11 protein-coding genes are annotated in these 16,859 nt (G+C 38.8%); all 11 read right to left on the reverse strand.

Features of this window, described 5'->3' with window-relative positions:
• Positions 1–4,261 (reverse strand): SdrD B-like domain-containing protein (locus TP70_RS12960; RefSeq protein WP_156962249.1); only part of this gene is annotated, 4,261 nt, incomplete at its 3' end.
• A 481-nt stretch (positions 4,262–4,742) separates the two neighbouring features.
• On the reverse strand, positions 4,743–8,036 hold the full coding sequence (locus TP70_RS11890; protein ID WP_169743592.1) for a fibronectin-binding protein FnbA: 3,294 nt from the start codon (positions 8,034–8,036) through the stop codon (positions 4,743–4,745).
• Positions 8,037–8,440: 404 nt separating this feature from the next.
• Positions 8,441–9,385, reverse strand: coding sequence for a DNA-binding protein WhiA (gene whiA / locus TP70_RS00840; RefSeq protein WP_044358653.1), 945 nt, complete (start codon positions 9,383–9,385; stop codon positions 8,441–8,443).
• 30 nt (positions 9,386–9,415) lie between these two features.
• Positions 9,416–10,417: a gluconeogenesis factor YvcK family protein gene (locus TP70_RS00845; protein WP_044358654.1), complete on the reverse strand. Its 1,002-nt coding sequence runs from the start codon at positions 10,415–10,417 to the stop codon at positions 9,416–9,418.
• Position 10,418: 1 nt separating this feature from the next.
• Positions 10,419–11,327 carry an RNase adapter RapZ gene (rapZ, locus tag TP70_RS00850; RefSeq protein ID WP_044358655.1) on the reverse strand — a complete coding sequence of 303 codons (909 nt, stop codon included), beginning with the start codon at positions 11,325–11,327 and terminating at the stop codon, positions 10,419–10,421.
• A 220-nt stretch (positions 11,328–11,547) separates the two neighbouring features.
• Positions 11,548–12,480 carry a thioredoxin-disulfide reductase gene (gene trxB / locus TP70_RS00855; protein WP_044358656.1) on the reverse strand — a complete coding sequence of 311 codons (933 nt, stop codon included), beginning with the start codon at positions 12,478–12,480 and terminating at the stop codon, positions 11,548–11,550.
• Between the two features lie 62 nt (positions 12,481–12,542).
• On the reverse strand, positions 12,543–13,982 hold the full coding sequence (locus TP70_RS00860; protein ID WP_244914284.1) for a tetratricopeptide repeat protein: 1,440 nt from the start codon (positions 13,980–13,982) through the stop codon (positions 12,543–12,545).
• Positions 13,983–13,994: 12 nt separating this feature from the next.
• On the reverse strand, positions 13,995–14,480 hold the full coding sequence (locus TP70_RS00865; protein WP_044358657.1) for an acyltransferase: 486 nt from the start codon (positions 14,478–14,480) through the stop codon (positions 13,995–13,997).
• Between the two features lies 1 nt (position 14,481).
• On the reverse strand, positions 14,482–15,327 hold the full coding sequence (gene lgt / locus TP70_RS00870; protein ID WP_044358658.1) for a prolipoprotein diacylglyceryl transferase: 846 nt from the start codon (positions 15,325–15,327) through the stop codon (positions 14,482–14,484).
• The gene (gene hprK / locus TP70_RS00875; protein ID WP_044358659.1) at positions 15,324–16,268 is read right to left on the reverse strand and encodes an HPr(Ser) kinase/phosphatase; all 945 of its coding nucleotides are present in this window, start codon (positions 16,266–16,268) and stop codon (positions 15,324–15,326) included. The genes lgt and hprK overlap by 4 nt, the downstream gene beginning before the upstream one ends.
• A gap of 232 nt (positions 16,269–16,500) precedes the next feature.
• Positions 16,501–16,857: an SHOCT-like domain-containing protein gene (locus tag TP70_RS00880; protein ID WP_044358660.1), complete on the reverse strand. Its 357-nt coding sequence runs from the start codon at positions 16,855–16,857 to the stop codon at positions 16,501–16,503.
• Positions 16,858–16,859 lie beyond the last annotated feature (2 nt).

Genomic DNA, 16,859 nt, shown 5'->3' on the forward strand with positions numbered 1-16,859 from the left:
AATCTGAGTCGCTATCTGAATCCGAGTCGCTGTCTGAGTCTGAGTCACTATCTGAGTCGGAATCACTGTCTGAGTCTGAGTCACTATCTGAGTCGGAATCACTATCTGAGTCAGAGTCGCTGTCGGAATCTGAATCGCTATCTGCGTCGGAATCGCTATCTGCGTCGGAGTCGCTGTCCGAATCTGAGTCACTGTCCGAATCTGAGTCTGAGTCACTGTCTGAGTCGGAATCGCTATCTGAGTCTGAGTCACTATCTGAGTCGGAATCTGAGTCGCTATCTGAATCCGAGTCGCTGTCTGAGTCTGAGTCACTATCTGAGTCGGAGTCACTATCGGAATCTGAGTCGCTGTCCGAGTCGGAGTCGCTATCTGAATCCGAGTCACTATCTGAGTCGGAATCACTGTCTGAGTCTGAGTCGCTATCTGAGTCGGAATCGCTGTCGGAATCTGAATCGCTGTCGGAATCTGAGTCACTGTCTGAATCTGAGTCGCTATCTGAGTCGGAATCGCTGTCGGAATCTGAATCGCTATCTGAGTCAGAGTCACTGTCTGAGTCAGAATCACTATCGGCGTCTGAGTCGCTGTCTGAATCTGAGTCTGCATCTGCATCAGTATCGTCTATATCTTTATAGAAACCTGAGTCTATTGTTAAGTCGTCCTCTTCAAGATCTACTTCTACAGTTTGACCATCTGAGTCTTTTCCATCATCTGTACCTTGATCTGGTGTTGTTGGTTTATAGCCTTCTGGTGTTTCAAATTCTACTGTGTAATGGCCTGGTTCTAACTCTTCAAAACCGTATTCACCATTTTCATCTGTTGTTGTGCGTCCGATTTCTTCGCCATCTTTATTTTTCAAGATAACTGTTACGCCTGAGATACCTTTTTCATCTGGATCTTGGACACCGTCTTTATTTGTATCCTCCCATACGTAGTCACCTAGTTTTAACTTAGGCTCTTTGTAGAAACCTGAATCAATTGTTAAGTCATCTTCTTCTAGCGTTACTTTAACAACTAAACCATCTGAGTCTTTTCCATCATCTGTACCTTGATCTGGTGTTGTTGGTTTATAGCCTTCTGGTGTTTCAAATTCTACTGTGTAATGGCCTGGTTCTAACTCTTCAAAACCGTATTCACCATTTTCATCTGTTGTTGTACGTCCGATTTCTTCGCCATCTTTATTTTTCAAGATAACTGTTACGCCTGAGATACCTTTTTCATCTGGGTCTTGGATACCATCTTTGTCAGCATCTTCCCATACGTAGTCACCTAGTTTTAACTTAGGTTCTTTGTAGAAACCTGAGTCAATTGTGACATCGTCTTCTTCTAGCGTTACTTTAACGACTAAACCATCTGAGTCTTTTCCATCATCTGTACCTTGATCTGGTGTTGTTGGTTTATAACCTTCTGGTGTTTCAAATTCTACTGTATAATCACCTGGCTCTAACTCTTCAAATCCATATCCACCATTTTCATCTGTTGTTGTGCGTCCAATTTCTTCGCCATCTTTATTTTTCAAGATGACTGTTACGCCTGAGATACCTTTTTCGTCTGGGTCTTGGATACCATCTTTGTCAGCATCTTCCCATACGTAGTCACCCAGTTTTAACTTAGGTTCTTTGTAGAAGCCTGAGTCAATTGTTAAGTCATCCTTTTCAAGTGTTACGTTTACTTTGAGACCATCTGAGTCAACTACATCGTTTCCACCTTGATCTACTTTTGTTGGAATGTATCCCTCTGGTGTTTCAAATTCTACAATATAATTACCTTCGTCTAAGTTTTCAAAGATGTATCCACCGTTTTCATCTGTTGTTGTACGGCTAATTTCATTGCCTTGGTCATCTTTTAAAATAACATTGACGTTAGGAATACCCTTTTCATTGATGTCTTGAACACCATCTTTATTCGTGTCTTCCCATACGTAGTCACCTAATTTTAGCTTAGGTTTTTTGTAGAAGCCTGAATCAATTGTTAAATCATCAGCTTGAAGATCTACACTTACAGTTAAACCGTCTGAATCAACTGCATCATTTTCACCTTGGTCTACTTTTGTCGGAATGTAACCTTCTGGTGTACCAAATTGAACTGTATATTTACCTTTGTCCAAATTATCAAATAGATAACGTCCATTTTCGTCTGTTGTTGTTCTTGCCACTTCAAGACCTTGGCTATCTCTTAAAATAACTGGTACGTTCGCAATACCACGCTCATTGTCATCTTGAACACCATCACGATTTGTATCTTCCCATACGTAGTCACCTAATTTTAATTTAGGCTCTTTGTAGAATCCTGAGTCAATTGTGAGGTCATCAGCTTGAAGATTTACATTGACACTCAAACCATCTGAGTCAGCTGCATCATTACTTCCTTGATTTACTGTAGTTGAAATATATCCTTCTGGTGTACCGAATTCTACTGTGTAATTACCTGCTTCTAATTCTTCAAAAATGTATTTCCCGTTAGCATCTGTTGTCGTACGTTTAATCTCTTTACCTTGTGCATCTTTTAAGATAACTGGTACGTTCGCAATACCACGTTCATCTGCATCTTGAATACCATCTTTATTTGTGTCTTCCCATACATAGTCACCTAATTTATAAAGTGGTGGTGGTGTAGGAATACTTGGTCTACCTTCCGCATCTGAAACATCACTGAAAATACCAGGGTAGTAATTGTGATATTGAGTAGTAGTATTATTTACAACATTTCGTAGTTCATTTGTGACTTGTCTGCTTTTTGCATCATCGACTGTTCGGACCAGCTTATACGTAACGATATACTGTTGTCTTCTATTGAATGGAATGACTGATGGATTAATGGATGCTCTCGTTCCATCTGCACTCATCGTGATACCATTAGAAGGAATTCGTACTTTTTCTAAACCACTAGTATCCGGGTTACCATTCGCCCAAAATTGACTTTTGTTTGTTACTTTGTACACTTGGATACTAGATTTATCAATTGTATAACCTTTGACAACAATATCTAATTTTTGTGGATCTAATATATCCCCACGTTGATTTAGGTAAGTTGTCATATATTGATCATTTGTTTGTCTATCAATATAATTTGCATTACCTTGAACATAACTGTCTGGTTTTAAACCATGATCAACCACGATATCTTTTCTATATGTTTCACCCGCAAAGTTCAACTCAAGAGGATAACTATTTTTATCAATTGTATTTTCTTTTTTGTTTTCATAACCTGTGATTTTAAAGCTACCTGATACATCATCAAGTTTATCTACATAGTCTGTAAATGTATAAGTTGATGTATTAGTTGCTAAATCATAAGATCCTTTTGCAACAACTTGTCCATCTCTACTATATAAATCAACTGCTATTGGTGGTAAATGTAAACCACCTGGGCGGAAGTAACGTCCCCAGTTAAAAGTCATATAGTCACCAGCGTGCACGTCATTGTCAACGCTATAGTTACCTGAGATTTCTAGATAGTCACCACTTGTTACCCAAAATTCATTTCTTGTGCCACCATTTGATGTTTTGATTGTTGAGTTAATATTAGACACTTGAACTTTGTCATTTACATTTCTGCCAGAAGGTGTTTCTGCTGCACGAAATGCTGTTGGTTGTGATGCAACACTTCTAAATGATGTTCGTGGTGCTGTTGCTTCTGTACGAGTATTGTCTACATTAAGGTTATTCGTTGAGGTATTAGATGTTTCTTCGATGTGATTTTTTTCGACACTAATTGCAGAAATAGATTCTGTCGTAGGTTGTTCTGAGGTTGTATCTGTGGATGTTGATGGCTCTGTTGATACAATTTCGTTAATAGGTGTTTTTTCAACATGTTCGAGTGTGACATTCGTAGTATTAGGCGTTTCAGAGGTATTGGCATCAGGGGTAGGTGTAGCCGTTCTTTCTACTTCACGCACAGGTTGGCTGTCTGCTTCTTCATCAACTTTTGTCTCTTCATCAGTTACTGACGTTTCAGTTGTTTTTTCTTCATCGACTTCTTCACTAACTATTGTGTCAACTTTTTCAGTAGTAGATTCTGCTTCTTCATTTAGTTGACTCTCATCAACTACTTCTTCTGATGTTTTTTCTTCAATAGACTTGTCAGAATCATCTGGTGTCGATAAAGCTTCTGTAACACCATCATTTTCTTCGGCTTGTGCTTCATCATTCGCAACACCAAAGACCAAAGTAGCACCAATCAAAATGGAGGCTGTACCCACTGTGTACTTTCTAATCGAATACCTATTTTTTCGATTAGGTAAAAAATCTAGCTTTCTCTTCAAAATGAACACTCCTTTAAAAATAATATTATAATACTATTACAGAATTATATATAACAATAATATTTTAATCAATAGGAATCCTTATAGTTTCACAATTATTTTGAATAAAATTTATCAAGGGATAACAAAAGTATTCATTTATACATATTACCCCTGCTTTATATCACAATTTTTGTATTAGCACTTCCTCATTTCTACTAAGCTTTAATTTAGTACACAATACTCATTTAGTGATAAGTTCATTACTATTCAAAGTATAAAATATTAAATCTAGACTTTATTATAATAAAATATTTTAATTGTTTACTCTCTAAACTTTGCTACATATATTAACCATTACTTATCTCATTACTTAACTGACCTTATCTCTTACATGCTGTTATCCAACTTTGACGCACTTTATTTATTTATTTATTATCAGCTTAAAAAATGTATGAAAAAAGCCGTGCAAAATCGCACGGCCTTTTATTTTAATATCCAATTATGATTGCTCGTCGTTACGTTTTTGACGACGTTTTGATGATAAGAATAGTGCACCTAATCCCGCAAATAATGATCCGAATAACGTACCATTCATACCTTTTTCATTACCAGTGTCAGGTAATTGACCATGGCCAGTACCTTTATGATCTTTATTATCTGCATCTTTATCAACATTGCCATCTTTATCTTCTTCAGCGTCAGAATCTGAATCGCTATCTGAATCAGAATCTGCATCAGCATCTGCGTCACTTTCTGCGTCAGAGTCACTGTCTGCGTCAGAATCGCTATCTGAGTCGGAGTCACTGTCTGAATCTGAATCGCTATCTGAGTCGGAGTCACTGTCTGAATCTGAATCGCTATCTGAGTCGGAGTCACTATCTGAGTCGGAATCCGAGTCGCTATCTGAGTCTGAGTCACTATCTGAGTCAGAATCGCTGTCGGAATCTGAGTCGGAGTCGCTGTCGGAATCTGAGTCGCTGTCCGAGTCGGAATCACTATCGGAATCTGAGTCTGAGTCGCTGTCGGAATCTGAGTCGCTGTCCGAGTCGGAATCACTATCGGAATCTGAGTCGCTATCTGAGTCTGAGTCACTATCTGAATCTGAGTCACTATCTGAGTCAGAATCGCTGTCTGAATCTGAGTCACTGTCTGAATCCGAGTCGCTATCTGAGTCGGAATCGCTATCTGAATCTGAGTCACTATCTGAGTCAGAATCGCTGTCTGAATCTGAGTCACTGTCTGAATCCGAGTCGCTATCTGAGTCGGAATCGCTATCTGAATCCGAGTCACTATCGGAATCTGAATCGCTGTCTGAGTCAGAATCGCTGTCGGAATCTGAGTCACTATCCGAATCTGAGTCACTATCTGAGTCACTATCTGAGTCAGAATCGCTATCTGAATCCGAGTCGCTGTCTGAGTCAGAATCACTGTCTGAGTCTGAGTCGCTATCTGAGTCGGAATCGCTATCTGAGTCTGAGTCGCTATCTGAATCAGAATCACTGTCGGAATCCGAGTCACTGTCTGAGTCTGAGTCGCTGTCGGAATCTGAATCGCTGTCTGAGTCAGAATCGCTATCTGAGTCGGAATCGCTGTCTGCGTCTGAGTCACTATCTGAGTCGGAATCGCTGTCTGAGTCTGAGTCACTGTCTGAGTCTGAGTCACTATCTGAATCTGAGTCGCTGTCCGCATCTGAATCGCTGTCTGCGTCTGAGTCGCTGTCGGAATCTGAGTCACTGTCTGCGTCTGAGTCACTATCTGAATCTGAGTCGCTGTCCGCATCTGAATCGCCGTCTGCGTCTGAGTCGCTGTCGGAATCTGAGTCACTGTCTGCGTCTGAATCGCTATCCGCATCTGAGTCGCTGTCCGCATCTGAGTCGCTGTCCGCATCTGAATCACTGTCTGCGTCTGAGTCACTGTCCGCATCTGAATCTGAGTCGCTGTCCGCATCTGAGTCGCTATCCGCATCTGAATCGCTGTCCGCATCTGAGTCGCTGTCCGCATCTGAATCGCTGTCTGCATCTGAATCAGAGTCGCTATCTGCGTCCGAGTCACTGTCCGCGTCGGAATCTGAGTCGCTATCCGCATCTGAATCGCTGTCTGCATCTGAGTCAGAGTCGCTATCCGCATCTGAGTCACTGTCCGCATCTGAATCGCTGTCTGCATCTGAGTCAGAGTCGCTGTCCGCATCTGAATCACTGTCTGAGTCGGAATCACTGTCGGAATCTGAATCAGCGTCTGCATCACTTTCATCTACACTTTGATCACCATTTGCATTACCTGAGCCATTGTACAAGAAGTTTTCATTATCCCAGTAGAAGTCACTTCCGTAGCCTGTATAGGCATCTTCAGTTTTCATTTTAACTCTTGTTTTTACATTTTCACCATTGTCTTGGTAATGTCCATCGACAGTAACGATATATGTTTTATCAATATTGCCAAAGTTGATGCTAAGTGAATTGTCATTATTGTATGTTACATACGGTAATACATCATTTGTAACATCTTTGTAGTTAGGATTTGTTGGATCCACATAGTAACTGTCTGTAATTTTTTCGCCATTGATCACTTCATAAACTCTTAAGTTTGTTTGATCAGCTGAAATAACTGTACTACTTGCAGTTGCGTCATCATGATATCCTTGAATCGTAACCATTGTATTTTTCAAATTACGTTTTTGTGGATTGACGTATACTGTTTGTTTATATTCTCTATTACCAGAAGCGATGTCTATTTCTGTAATCGTTGATGTAATATTCGCTCCGTATTCATGACCTTGTGCAGGATTACCGTAATCAATTACGACATCACCTACATATTTTTGACCAGCCATATCAAATTCAACATTATACGTACCATTTCTCAAAGAATTTTTACGGTCAGTAAAAATTGGTAATGTAAAATTTCCAGCAATATTATCTTTATCATTTACGTAATCTGTAAATACGTATGTGCCTGTTTTGTTTTCTGTATTGTAATAACCTGTTGCAACTAATTCACCTGTATTGCTATATAAGTTAGGTAAATCTGTAATGTTATTTACATTTGAATAATCAATGTCACCATCTAAACTTAAGTTATTTGGAATCACAAAGGTAAAGTAATCATTCTCTCTTACATTACCTTCCACTTTAAATGAACCGCTAAAGTTTAAAGATTCACCACTGTTAGGATAAAATGGTTTATTCTCAAGGTTAAAGCTACCCATTGTCACTTGATTGTTTACTAAATTACCTGTCGCATCATTTGGTCTCGCTCTATCAGCTACTGAACGAAAAGCAGTTCCCTCAGGACGTGTTTGATTATTAGTAGTGCTTACTGCAGGTTGCGGAGTTGATACCGGTTCCACATTCTCGTCTGATTCTACTGTTGTATTTTCTGTTTTTGGGGCAACTTCTTCAGTTACTTTCTCAGGTGTCGGTTCACTCGCAGCTGGCTCTACTGCTTCTGTTGCTTCATCCACTGTTGTTTCACCGTTATCCACTGTTGGATCAACAACTTCTTCAGTTGTTGGTTGCGTTTCAACAGTTGGAACTTCGCTTTCATTTGCTGTCGTTTCGTTAGTTGCTAATTCTGCTGTTGGCTTATTCTCTACGTCTGTGTCATTAGCTACGTCTGTTCCATTTTCCGTTGTCGTTAAAGTTCTTCCTGCATTACTTTGCTCTTCAGCTTGTACTTCGTCATTCGCAATACCTAAAGCTAAAGTAGCACCGATTAAAATAGACGCTGTTCCAATTGTGTACTTTCTAATCGAATACCTATTTTTTCGATTAGGCAAAAAATCCAATTTTTTCAAAATAAACACTCCTTTTTAAAAAGTAATATTATATTACTATTTGAATATCATATATCACAATAGTATTTTAATCAATAGAAAATACAATACTTTTGCAATCATTTTAAATAAAATCTATGAAAATTTTGAAAATATCATTTTTCAATTATTCTAAGACACCTTTAAAACTCTATAACAATGCATTGTTAAGCGTTTTCTTTAATCTAATTATTTTCTATCAATTGATTTACAATCATTGCAAAAAATTTAATTTATTCTTTAATTTTAATTAAAAATAAAGCTTAATAGTTCTGTACATCTAGTTTTATTATCCTATAATATTTTCCACCTTTCTGAAAACAAAAAAAACATACGTGCCTCTCTCATTGAGACTCGTATGTCTTATTCAATCGTTATATTCTTTTTTAAATCTCAAAACGCTCGCCGTTGCGAATTTTATCTGCCATTTCATTCAGCTTTCGCAAACGGTGGTTGACACCTGATTTAGAAATGGTGCCTGTACTAACCATTTCACCAAGTTCTTTTAAAGAAACATCTTGGTTTTCGATGCGCAGTTTTGCAATTTCTCTTAAACGGTCTGGTAAGTTATCTAAACCAATCTCTTGATCAATTAACTCGATACTTTTCACTTGCTTCATAGCAGCGCTCACAGTTTTGTTCAAATTCGCTGTTTCACAGTTTACAAGGCGATTTACGGAGTTACGCATATCACGTACGATACGCACATCTTCAAATTTAAGCAAAGCTTGGTAACCACCGATTAAGCTTAAAAACTCCGCAATACGTTCCGCTTCTTTTAAATACGTAATCCAGCCTTTTTTACGTTCTAACTTTTTCGCATTTAAACCGTACTGATTCATCAACTCTGTTAAACCTTCTGAATGACTCTCGTACAATGAAAAAATTTCTAAATGGTACGATGATGTTTCAGGGTTATTGACCGACCCCCCTGCTAAAAATGCACCTCTTAAATAACTGCGTCGCATTTCATCTGTAGCAACCATCGCTGGATCAATATCGTGTGTAAAGCTACCTTCTTTTAGAATCCCCAATTCATCTAAAATTTCTCTTGCTTTCATCTTAATACGACAAATATAAATATTATTTTTCTTAAGTTTCATTTTTTTGCGTACTAATATTTCAACTTCTACGTTAAATACTTTCTTAATTAATGAGTAAATACGTCGTGCTGTTGTCGCATTTTCCGTTTGAATATTGATGACAAATTGCTGATTGGACAGGCTAAGTGCACCATTCATACGGATCAACGCACTGAGCTCTGCCATAGCATCATCATTATTCACTTCGACTCTCGTTAATTCATTTTTCATGTCTGATGCAAAGCTCATATGATTGACTCCCTTTCTCTCTATTAACCGTTACTTTGTGGATTTAAGCTGATCTGGATCAAATTCGATCGTACTAATTTCTTGAAGGGCAATTTCATAAATCATCTCTGCCAATATTTCCGTACGATGACGGACATGATGGTTTTCTGAAATAAGTGCTAAGTCTTTTGCTGTCACTAACTCAACACCACGTTCTTGTAATGCCGCTTCATCATATAATACAGGTTTTGCACCTTTTTCTTCATATTTTTCTAAAATTTCATCATCAAATTTCAATTCATTCGCAATGACAAAGTCTAAGACGTTTTGTCCAAGTTGTTGATGTATCGCATCAATATGATCCACAACTGTGTAATTATCCGTCTCTCCCGGTTGCGTCATAATATTGGACACGTATAGTTTTTTAGCAGTACTTTCTATTAATGCTTTACTGATGCCATTCACACATAGCGTTGAAATCACGCTTGTATACAACGAACCCGGTCCTAGTACAATCAAGTCTGCGTCACGCAGTGCTTCTACCGCTTCGTCCATCGGTTCTGCATCTGCTGGCTCTAAATAAACACGTTTAATTTTTTTATGTTTTTTAGGAATACTTGACTCTCCTATGACAATTTCGCCATCTTCCATTTCTGCATGTAACGCAACACTTGAAACGGTTGATGGAATAACGCGACCTTTAATATTTAAAATTTTGCTAAGTTCTTTGACCGCATGCCCAAAGTCGTGCGTAATGTTGGTCATGGCTGCAATAAGTAAATTTCCAAGTGAATGGCCGCTAATCTTATCTTCTTCAAAACGATATTGAAAAAGTTGTTCTAAAGTCGGCTCTGCATCACTCAAGGCAGCAAGTACGTTACGCACATCACCAGGTGCTGGAATATCCATTTCATGACGAATCTTCCCTGTACTGCCACCATCATCTGCGACTGTAACGATTGCTGTAATATCTATTGGAAACGATCTTAACCCTCTCGCTAATACAGAAAGGCCTGTGCCGCCTCCTATTAGCACTAATTTGAGTTGTTTCATGTTAATCTCCACTTTCAATGTGTGCATCGCGATGGTACACATAAATATTATAGTCATATATTTGCTGTAATTCTTCTGCTAAACGTCTTGCCAAAGCAACTGAACGATGTTGACCGCCTGTACAACCGATGGCAATGACTAACTGAGACTTTCCTTCTTTTTGGTAGCCCGGAATTGTAAACCGTAATAAATCGAGTAGCTTTTGATAGAACGTTTCTGTTTCTTCCCACTTCATCACATACTCATAGACAGATGTATCCATACCCGTCAATGGACGTAACGATTCAATATAATATGGATTTGGTAAAAAGCGTACGTCAAATACAATATCTGCATCAATTTGAATACCATGTTTAAAGCCGAAGCTTGTCACGTTAATTGTAAAAGACGGATCTTCTGCTTTATTAAAATATTCAGCAATGCGCTTTTTCAACTGCTTCGGTGTGAGCTTTGTCGTATCAACAGTAAAACTTGAAATACTATGCACTTCAGATAAAAGTTGACGCTCTTCGGTAATTGCTTCCATCAAAGTTAATCCTGTTTTCTTTTGTAATGGATGTTGACGGCGTGTTTCTTTGTATCGTGAAATCAACTTTTTCGTTTCAGCATCAACGAACAGTATTTTAACTTGTACTTGCGCATCATCTTGAATTTTGTTGATTTCTTGGACAAAGCTTTGGAAAAATTCACGTCCTCGCAAGTCTATCCCAATGGCGACTTTTTGTAGTGACGGTGTCCCTTCAACCATTAATTCGATAAACTTAGGCAGTAATATTGGCGGTAGGTTATCGACGCAGAAGTAGCCTAGATCTTCTAAGCTTTGAATAGCTACAGACTTCCCTGCACCTGATAATCCTGTAACGATAATTAATTCTCTTTTCATTGTTTCTTTATTTTCTATGTCTTGCATATATATAACCACCATCCCATTTTAGTCTCTTTTAGTGTACATGAAAACAGTCTTAAGTAGTAGCCGTAGTCACAAAATGATCGATATTCTTCACGATTACACACACAGTCACAAACAGTTTTTTAGCGCGGCTATAGACGATTCCCAATACATAAGTAAAGACTGAACGATGATGTGTCCAGTCTCTATGTGTTACTTATATGATTGTAGCTATCGTAGCTTAGTCTTCCAACGCTTCGATATAGGCTTGAACGCTTTGTGCAGCAATACTACCGTCACCTGTTGCTGTAACGATTTGACGTAGACCTTTTTCACGCACGTCACCCGCAACATAAATACCTTTAACAGCTGTACTCATATCATCATTTGCGACGATATAACCTGCATCATTTGTAATACCTAAATCTTCAAATGGTTTCGTGTTAGGTTGCATACCGATATAAACGAATAAACCATCTGCTTCCACAGTTTGTTCTGAACCGTCTACTGTAGATACAAGTGTTAATGAGCCCACTTTGCCGTCTTTTTCGTTGACTGATTTCAATGTGTGATTGTAAATAAAGTCGATTTTTTCGTTTTTAAATGCACGATCTTGTAAGATTTTTTGTGCACGTAATTTGTCACGACGGTGTACAATCGTTACTTTATCTGCAAATTTCGTTAAGAATGTCCCTTCTTCTACTGCAGAGTCTCCGCCACCGATGACATAGACATTTTTGTTTTTAAAGAATGCACCATCACATACCGCACAGTAGCTTACACCGCGACCACCAAGTTCTTCTTCTCCAGGTACACCAATTTTTTTATATTCTGCACCTGTTGCGATAATGACCGCTGTTGCTTCAACTTGGCTTGAACCTAAATCGATGACTTTATAATCACCTTTATCTTCAATGCCTTTAATATCTCCGTATTTATACTCTGCACCGAATTTTTTTGCGTGGTCAAACATTTTAGTAGAAAGGTCAGGACCTGAAATCATTTCAAAACCAGGGAAGTTCTCGACTTCTTCTGTGTTTGCCATTTGACCTCCTGGTATACCGCGTTCAATCATCACTGTGTTTAAGTTTGCACGTGATGCATAAACAGCTGCAGTCATGCCTGCTGGGCCTGCACCAATAATCGCAACATCATATCTTACTTGTTCTGACATGGATGGTTCCTCCTCTTATTATAATCATAGTTATTTTACGATATTTGACTATTTGTCTAAACTTATATGCTCATCAATGTATCCAACGCGGCTGAAAAGCTTTCTTCAGTCACACCGAACATCTGACAGCACGTTTCTTTACTTTGCGGCGCCTCTGTTGTATTCAAATATAAAAAGACGACTGCTGCAATAAAAGGCTTCACATTTTCTTTGTCAATCTCCATTGCAAGTAGGTCTTCCGCATATGCAATCCATCGCAAATACAAAGCGGTATCCTCTCTCGTCGTTGGCACCTCATATAATGCCAACATACCGCGATGAATAAAGTCCAACTTCGTTAAATGCAATCCTTGTATAAGGTACGATAAATACAACTTTTCGTAGTCGCCTAACGATTCTAAAATTTCCCAAACGTCTCGTGTCATCAATACTTCTTTACCATTTAGCTGATTTAATAAGAATAGCCCATAGAGTCGACGGTGTTGGTCTTCACTCATCAACAACGGTGCGATATGCTCATCAAAATAAGCGATACGGGAATCAATGACCCATGGAGGGAGTCCCGGATAGGCACGGCTAAATGTCGCTAACTTATTCCAAAAATATTCGCTTTGCGTTCTATTTCCCAGGTAATAATAATTGACGGATAACGCATTGAACAGTTGGAACGTTTGAAATTTGCCTTTGCGATGGAGTGGAATCAGTAATTGTTGTGATGCTTCGTACTGTTTCAAATAGCTTAAAACAATCCCAAGCTTAAACGTTTCATCATCATTCATCGGCATAATTTTATTCAAGCGTTGGACATAACGTTCAAATAGTTGCTGTTCATTCATATTGTGTAACAACAGTGTATAGTGACACAATGCGTATACGTCTGATGGATCCTCACGCAACAATCTTTCGTACATCTCTTTAGCGATTTGATTTTCATTTAAATATAAATAGCACATCGCCAGTAAATTACGCACGATGCGATTGTCTTGTATGTCTTCGTCTTGCCTTAAAATATACGTGCGAGCATCTAATAAGCGACCTTCACCGAACAAATATTGAAAAATGACTTGCACGGTAAAAAGTTGACTTTCTTGTTTTAAAGTCGCTTCCTCATGAAACGACACGTCAAACATACTTTCTAACTCATCGCGATAATCTTCATCACCTGAAGTAAATACATAGTTCAAGCCGAATAAATAAGCTTTGTTCGGCTCATTCATTGTGATATTCAGTTGACTCAGTGCATAATAGGATGCTTCGAGATCTCTACCATCACTAATTGCATCATAATAAAGCGCTTCTGCTTTACGTAGGTTTCGTAATTTTTCATAACAGATCGCAAGTTGTTCTCTTGCTTCAAAATGATCCGGTGACAATTCCAACACTTTTTCTAAATAGTGGCGCGCTTTGTCATAAGATTGTTGACGTACTTTCTGTGTCGCTATTTTATAGTAGAGTGCCACATCTTGATTGAATGGTATCACTTTCTGTTCTTGTGTCATCATTGTCACCTCTCTTTATTTCTTCGGATTAATTTGTAATGGCGCACCGTATGCCGTGGCATTGTCAGGCACATCTTTAGAAACGACGCTACCAGCACCAATGCGGACATTTCGTCCAATCGTCACACCTGGTAGGATAGTCACATTCGCGCCAATTAATGTATTGTCGCCAATTTTTACGTCACCTACGCGCAATGCACCAATGATAAATTCATGCGTCAATATTGTGGCATTATAACCAATAATCACATTGTTGCCAATGGTAATGCGCTCAGGATACAACAAGTCTGGCACAGCTTTAAACGCAAATGCCGTTTGGGTCCCAATATTCATTTTCAATAAGCGGCGGTATATGGCACGCTTCCAACGCACAAATGGGACATAACGTGTTACTTCAATAATCAATGTATTTTTAAACATCTTTGTAAAGCGAATATAACGATATAAATACCAGAGTGGGTTGCGCTGCTTTGTATGGAGCGTTGTCAGTCGTCTTGACATATTATCGACGCCCCTTATTGTACGTCGCACGTCCTGGCCATGATAACACATTCGCATCACGATACATCATAACTTGCTGAGACTTACGTTGAATCACAATAATCACCAGCCCAACAAGAATGAGTGCGATAGACATTACTTGTGCAATACGGATTGTTTCCGTCAACATCAAGCTATCTGTACGCAGCCCTTCGACAAAGAAGCGACCGATAGAATACCAGATTAAATATAACGCAAATGTCTCACCGATACGAAGATGACGACGTAATACCATTAATAGTACGAATCCAAGAACATTCCATACAGATTCATATAAAAATGTCGGATGATAATATTGTCCGTTGATATACATATTGTCGATAATGAATTTCGGTAATGAAAGTTGCTCTAAAAATGCTCTCGTTACAGGTCCACCATGTGCTTCATGATTCATAAAATTACCCCAACGGCCGATACCTTGGGCTAAAATAATGCTTGGTGCAACAATATCAGCAACTTGTAGTGGATGCCAATTTTTACGATAACAATAATAAATGCCCATACCAAATGCACCAAGTAACCCGCCATGTATCGCAATACCACCTTGCCATATCATCGGAATTTCAGCTGGATATTGACTGTAATAATCCAAGTGGAAAAGCACAAAATATAAACGTGCTGTTATAATCGCTACAATGACACAGACGATTAACAAGTTAACAAGGTCATCTTCTTGGAAACCTACTTTTTTCGCACTGCGTTGGGCAATCACGTATCCGAGCAGTATCGCCGAAGCAATAATAATACCGTACCATCTGACGGATAAGCCCCCGAGTTGAATCGCAACTGGATCAATATAAGCTATCATAATTGCTCACCTTGTTTCTGCTGCTGACTATTTTTCAAAATTTCCGCGTTTAAGCGTTCATTGAATTCTTCAGCTGTATTAATCCCCATCACATTTAAGCGATAGTTCATCGCAGCCACTTCGATGATGACTGCAACATTACGTCCAGGACGAATCGGAATCGTCTTTTTCGTAATATCTGTATCTAAAATTCTTAGTTTTTCTTCGTTCAAACCGACACGATCATACATTTTTCCTTCGCGCCATGTTTCAAGATTGATATTCAATTGAATGCGTTTCTTTAATAAGATAGAACCTGCACCGAATAGCGTCATGACATTAATAATGCCGAGCCCTCGAATTTCTAATAAATGACGGATAATTTCAGGTGATTTCCCGATTAACTCATCTTTCACCACTTCTTTAATCTCTACATTGTCATCGGCAACGAGTCGATGCCCACGCTTTACAAGTTCAAGTGCTGTTTCACTTTTTCCAACGCCTGAATCGCCTGTGATTAGCACGCCTACACCATAGACGTCAACTAACACACCATGAAGTGATGTCGAGTTCGCAAGTTCATGTTCAAGATACGTTGTGACACGTCCCATGACACGTGTTGTTGCTTCATCGGCATAAAGGAGTGGCGTGTCTGTTTCCTTTGATGCACGAATCAATTCTTCTGGTGCTTCATGCCCGCGCGTAATAATAATCGCTGGCGTATCTGGGCGACATAACTTACGCATACGCCCTTTTCTTTCTTCATCACGCAGTAAATTATAAAAAGACAGTTCTGTCGTACCTAACACTTGTATACGGTTTGACGAATAGTGTGAGAAATATCCCGCCATTTCTAAGCCAGGTCGTGATATGTCCGTATTGTGGATTGGGCGGTTTAATCCTGCTTCGCCAGTAACCACATGAAAGTCAAACCTTTCAACGACGTCTTTCGTTGTTAACATTTCTTCACCTCATTTTATGTAGCTCCACTCTATCATATCAAATTGTATCGATAACTGGGAATTGAATATAAGAAATCACAATAGATTCACAAATTTTGACTCGTTTATCATATCATGTATCACTTGATTCTCTATGAATAAACGCCAAAAAAGCCACTGTCCGTCACATCATACACAAATTATTATTCGTACATAGATTGCAACGAAACAATGGCTATTTATACTATGCGTTCTATTTCTTATTTAAACGGTCACTGAATTCACGTAATGTTTTTTCTAGTTGTTGAAATGGGTCAACATCGGAATCGCTACGTTGTTCTTTCGCTTTTTTCAATTGTTCATCTGCTGTTTGAACACCTTTACGCACAGTATCTGTCACATTTTGAAATGTGTCGCGTACAAAGTCTTCAATGTTCGTTTCTGCTTGTTTCGCTGTTTCAGTATTTTTATCATCGTTTGACGTCGTTGCCTGTGCTTGCTGAGACGTTGATGCCTCATGTCCCATCGCATCTAACAATAACGTCGCATCGTCCACACTAATTTTACCGTCTGCTAAAAGTTCCAATACTTTTACTTTCGCTGTTTGCATGT

Source organism: Staphylococcus microti, from assembly GCF_000934465.1.
GTDB lineage: Bacteria > Bacillota > Bacilli > Staphylococcales > Staphylococcaceae > Staphylococcus > Staphylococcus microti.